This is a genomic window from Polynucleobacter sp. 39-46-10, from assembly GCF_002282275.1.
Genome location: NZ_NCJB01000179.1, coordinates 1 through 4,800, shown reverse-complemented (window position 1 = coordinate 4,800; position 4,800 = coordinate 1). Strand labels below are relative to the sequence as shown.

General features: G+C 46.2%; 6 protein-coding genes. 5 read left to right on the top strand and 1 reads right to left on the bottom strand.

Annotated elements, in window-relative coordinates:
* Nucleotides 1-64 precede the first annotated feature (64 nt).
* The 5 genes from B7X71_RS11965 to B7X71_RS11945 are packed head-to-tail and all read left to right on the top strand — an operon-like array spanning nt 65 to nt 4,220.
* A complete protein-coding gene (locus B7X71_RS11965; RefSeq protein WP_293600842.1) occupies nt 65-1,450 on the top strand; it encodes a pitrilysin family protein in 1,386 nt (461 codons plus the stop codon).
* Complete coding sequence (locus B7X71_RS11960; RefSeq protein ID WP_293600841.1) at nt 1,437-2,783, top strand: pitrilysin family protein; 1,347 nt, start codon at nt 1,437-1,439, stop codon at nt 2,781-2,783. The genes B7X71_RS11965 and B7X71_RS11960 overlap by 14 nt, the downstream gene beginning before the upstream one ends.
* Nucleotides 2,776-3,405 (top strand): 16S rRNA (guanine(966)-N(2))-methyltransferase RsmD, encoded by a 630-nt coding sequence (gene rsmD / locus B7X71_RS11955; RefSeq protein WP_293600843.1) that lies wholly within the window; start codon nt 2,776-2,778, stop codon nt 3,403-3,405. Before B7X71_RS11960 ends, rsmD begins: the two co-directional genes overlap by 8 nt.
* A gap of 36 nt (nt 3,406-3,441) precedes the next feature.
* On the top strand, nt 3,442-3,936 hold the full coding sequence (gene coaD, locus B7X71_RS11950; protein WP_215302133.1) for a pantetheine-phosphate adenylyltransferase: 495 nt from the start codon (nt 3,442-3,444) through the stop codon (nt 3,934-3,936).
* Nucleotides 3,937-3,953: 17 nt separating this feature from the next.
* Nucleotides 3,954-4,220, top strand: a complete 267-nt coding sequence (locus B7X71_RS11945; RefSeq protein ID WP_215302132.1) for a YfhL family 4Fe-4S dicluster ferredoxin — start codon at nt 3,954-3,956, stop codon at nt 4,218-4,220.
* A 27-nt stretch (nt 4,221-4,247) separates the two neighbouring features.
* Here the strand turns inward: B7X71_RS11945 and pth are convergent.
* Nucleotides 4,248-4,800: aminoacyl-tRNA hydrolase (pth, locus tag B7X71_RS11940; RefSeq protein WP_293600840.1), on the bottom strand; the 553-nt coding region annotated here is incomplete at its 5' end.

The window sequence follows — 4,800 nt, the reverse complement described above, 5'->3', positions numbered from 1 at the left end:
ATAATCGATACAATTTAATCCTTGCATCTTATCAATTTAATTCTTGGGATAGGTGATCTTACAGATGCGCTCCACTTTATTACGTTTTTCTTTCTATTTAATGCTTTGTTGCCCTAGCGCTTGGGCGGCATCAGACACAGCCCAAGCTAATACTCATGAGTTTCAGCTTTCCAATGGGCTGAAGTTGATTGTGCGCGAGGATCATCGAGCACCAACGGTCGCACATATGGTTTGGTACCGTGCCGGTTCAATGGATGAGGTTAACGGCAAAACTGGGGTGGCCCATGTTCTTGAGCACATGATGTTTAAGGGAACTAACAAAGTGAAATCGGGCGAGTTCTCTCGTTTAGTTGCGGCGGTGGGCGGTCGTGAAAATGCTTTTACTTCTCGAGATTACACAGCGTATTTCCAGCAAGTTGAAAAGTCTAAGTTAGATGAAGTGATGAAACTGGAAGCGGATCGCATGTCCAATCTCAATTTTGATGATGCAGAGTTTTTAAAAGAAATTCAGGTGGTAATGGAAGAGCGTCGCTTGCGTACTGAAGATAATCCCACCAGTTTGCTGTATGAATCGCTGATGGCTACTGCATTCATGAGCTCGCCTTATCGTCATCCAGTAGTTGGCTGGATGAATGACCTGGTGAATATGAAAGCCGCTGATGCACGTGATTGGTATCGTAGTTGGTATAAACCGAATAATGCAACAGTAGTGATTGCTGGTGATGTTGATCCTAAAGTCATTTTGCAAGCAGCAGAAAAATATTATGGAGCTGCTTCTGCAAGAGAGTTGCCAGATCGCAAGCCCCAGATTGAACCTCCACAAAAAGGAATTAAGCGAGTTCAGGTTAAGGCACCCGCAGATAGCGCACAGCTGGCAATGGCCTGGAAGGCGCCCAAGTTACAAGTAGGAAAGTTAGACGATGACGAGCCTTATGCACTGGAATTGTTGGCTGCAGTACTTGACGGTTATGACAATGCACGTCTCAATCGCGCACTGGTAAAGCAGGAACGTGTAGTCAATGATGTGAGTGTCGGTTACGACATGGTCTCAAGAGGCCCAGAACTTTTTGTAATTAGCACCAGCATGGCTAAAGGAAAAACAGTGGAGCAGGCTGAGAGCAGTATTCGGAAGGCTCTGAAAGAAATTGTCGATAAAGGAATTCTGGAGTCAGAGCTCAAGCGCATTAAGGTACGCATTCTGTCTGATCAGATTTATAAGCGCGATTCGATCTTTGGTCAGGCAATGGAAATTGGCAGCACAGAGATGGCGGGATTCTCATGGAGGGATATTGATGTGATGTTGGATAGGATGCAAAAAATCACTCCTACACAAGTTCAAGCCGTTGCAAAAAAATATTTGGTAGATGAGGGTCTGACCATTGCAGTGCTAGATCCACAGGGACGTCAGTCCGCTGAGAGTAAGCAAGGGGGTAATCATGCTGCTAAATAAATTAATCAAGCAGGCTTGTCTTACATTCGTACTGATAGCAGTAGTCAGCACCTCTGCCCATGCAATATTGCCGATTGAAAAGTTAGACTCATTCAAGGGCGCACAGGCTTATCTAGTTCAAACCAAATCGCTACCGATGGTCGATATTGAAATCAGTATTGATGCAGGCGATCGTTATGATCCATCAGCCAAGAGTGGCTTAGCTACTGTGGTTGGGCAGTTGATGAACTATGGTGCCAAGTCAGAGAAGGGTTTGTTGAATGAGGCACAGATTGCTGATGAGATTGCTGATTTAGGTGCAAACCTTGGTATATCTGTCAGCGGTGAGCGTGCCATCATGCGCATTCGGACTTTAAGTCGTAAAGATTTGCGTGATCGCGCCGTTCAATTGGCATCAGCCATGTTGAGTGCACCAACTTATGATGCCAAAATCTTAGCCCGTGAGAAGCAAAGAATGACTACTGCATTGTTAGAGTCGGAGACAAAGCCGGAGTCAGTATTAGATCGTCGTTTTAGAAAATTGGTTTATGGTGACTATCCCTTGGCTAATTCACCAACGGTGCGAAGTATTGCCAATATCAGCACAACTGACTTGCAGCAGTTTCATAGGCAGTTTTATCGGGGTGATCGGATGATCGTCAGCATTGTTGGTGATGTGGGTAAAGTCGAGGCCGCTGAAATCGTTCAGGGTTTATTGCAAAGAGTGCCACAGTCTGGACCTGCTATTGCCAAGCTGCCAGAGTTTGAGCGCTCAACAGTCGAGCCTTTAAGTCAACGCGAAGTCACTATTCCATTTGACACGCAGCAAGCCCATATTGCGATGGGAATGACTGCAGTTACTCGCAGTAATCCAGATTACTTCCCATTGCTTGTGGGGAATTATGTTTTAGGCAGCGGTGGTTTTGTATCGCGTCTGATGTCAGAGGTTCGTGAGAAGCGTGGCCTTGCTTATAGTGTGTTCAGTTATTTTGCGCCCGGTAAAGATGTGGGGATATTTCAGGCGGGCGTGCAGACTAAGAGTGATCAAGCTACTTTGGCTCTTGAAGTGATGAGTTCTACTATTGCACAATTTATTGCTAATGGACCGATGCAATCTGAACTTGACGCTGCTAAGGCAAATTTAATCAATGGCTATCCTTTGAGAATTGATAACAATCGCAAGCTGCTTGATAACGTGTCATCTATTGCTTGGAATAACTTGCCGCTCGACACGATGGATGTATGGACTAAGCAAGTGGAGATGGTGAGCTTGGACCAAGTCAAGGAGGCATTCCAAAAATACTTGGCTATGGACCGAATGAAGATTGTGGTGTTAGGGGTTAAAAATAAATAAACCCACAAAGCCGGCTTCATCAGGTAAGCGCCCTGAGCCTCCTCAGAAAATTCGCATTATTGGTGGAGTATGGCGTAGTCGTTTACTGAGTGTGTTGGATCTATCTGGTCTACGTCCCACTACAGATCGCGTTCGGGAAACCTTATTTAATTGGCTTGGCCAGGATCTGGTGGGTTTGCGTTGCTTAGATTTGTTTGCAGGAACTGGCGTCTTAGGTTTTGAGGCTGCTTCACGACATGCCAGTTCAGTGACTTTGTTAGAAAAGGATAAGAGGGCGCATGCAAAGCTTTTGGCTAACTATGCTTTGCTACAGTCATCTCCTGCTCCTGGATCAGTACAGATTGTGCACAGAGATAGCTTAGAGTTTTTAAAGCAACAAGCCGATCGCTCTAGTAATTTGATCTTTATTGATCCACCCTTTCAGGAGGAGGGCTTATTAAACCAAGCCTTAGTAGAGGCCGCTCGCGTTTGCGATGACAGTCCCGGCGGGGGAATTTACGTCGAGTTTCCGTCTAGTCGCTCACGTGATGAGATCGAAGCGCTGGTGCCCGAATGGCATTGTGGGAAATACCTAGAGGCTGGGCAGGTAAAAGCTTGTCTATTTCGCTCGAAGAGGGGCTAAACTCTTGCCTGTAGCTGAAAAAGCCTGAGGAGCGTTATGACTGTTGCTGTATACCCTGGAACATTTGATCCTTTAACTCGTGGCCACGAGGACTTGGTGCGCCGTGCTTCCAGTATTTTTGGGGAATTGATTGTTGGTGTTGCTGATAGCCGTAGCAAGCGCCCCTTCTTCACTTTAGATGAGCGGATTGAGATTGCTAAAGAGGTTTTGGGTCATTATTCCAATGTGAAGATTGTGGGCTTCACGGGTTTATTAAAAGATTTTGCCCGCGAACATAATGCGAGAGTGATTGTGCGTGGCTTGCGTGCTGTTTCTGATTTTGAATATGAGTTTCAGATGGCGGGCATGAACCGTTATTTATTGCCTGATGTTGAAACGCTATTCCTAACGCCTTCAGACCAATACCAATTTATTTCAGGAACATTTGTTCGTGAAATTGCTTCGATGGGTGGTGATGTGAGTAAGTTTGTATTCCCATCTGTAGAAAAGTGGTTAGTCAAAAAGATTGAAGCCAACAAGGGCAAAGAGTAAGGCGCCAGGGAAGCAAGATGGCTCTCATGATCACGGACGAATGCATCAATTGCGATGTATGTGAGCCTGAATGTCCGAATGATGCAATCTACATGGGTCTAGAGATCTATGAGATTGATCCCAATAAATGTACTGAGTGTGTGGGTCATTACGATGCACCCCAGTGTCAGCAGGTTTGTCCAGTTGACTGCATTCCGCTGAACCCCGCGTTTCCAGAAAACCAAACGCAATTAATGGTGAAGTATCAAGCCTTAACTGCGGCCAAGAAAGCTCTCGCTAAGTAGTTTTTATAGCTTGAGCACCTTATCGAGCTAGTTTGATTTGGAATGCAACTCCAGCATTGCTGCCTGAGTATCGCCCCTCATAAATAAATCCAGAATTTGTAAACCATCTTCGATACTCGCATCAATCTGCTTTTGCTCAAGCTGCAAAGGCCTTCTCAGCACATAGTCCGCCACATCCATCACTCGCGCACCTTCTGCGGCGAGGTCGCGTGGATGCCCGATACCCAATCGCAAGCGCCAGTACTCAGGCGTTCCTAGGTGAGCCTGGATATCTTTTAGACCATTGTGCCCACCGGTGCCACCGCCAAGCTTGATGCGTGCAGTACCGGGCTTGAGATCAAGCTCATCCTGCACTACCAGCACATCCTTGGGTGTAATTTTGTGGAAGCGGCATAGTGCTCCGACAGACTGGCCACTGAGATTCATATAAGTGCTGGGTTTGAGCAAGAAGAGATCTTCATCCCCCCATTTCGCTTTAGCAACTTTGCCATGAAAGCGTTTTTCGGTTTCAAAGCGGGCGCTCAATTGTTTAGCGAGGTCGTCCACAAACCAGAAGCCAGCATTGTGCCGATCTTCTTCA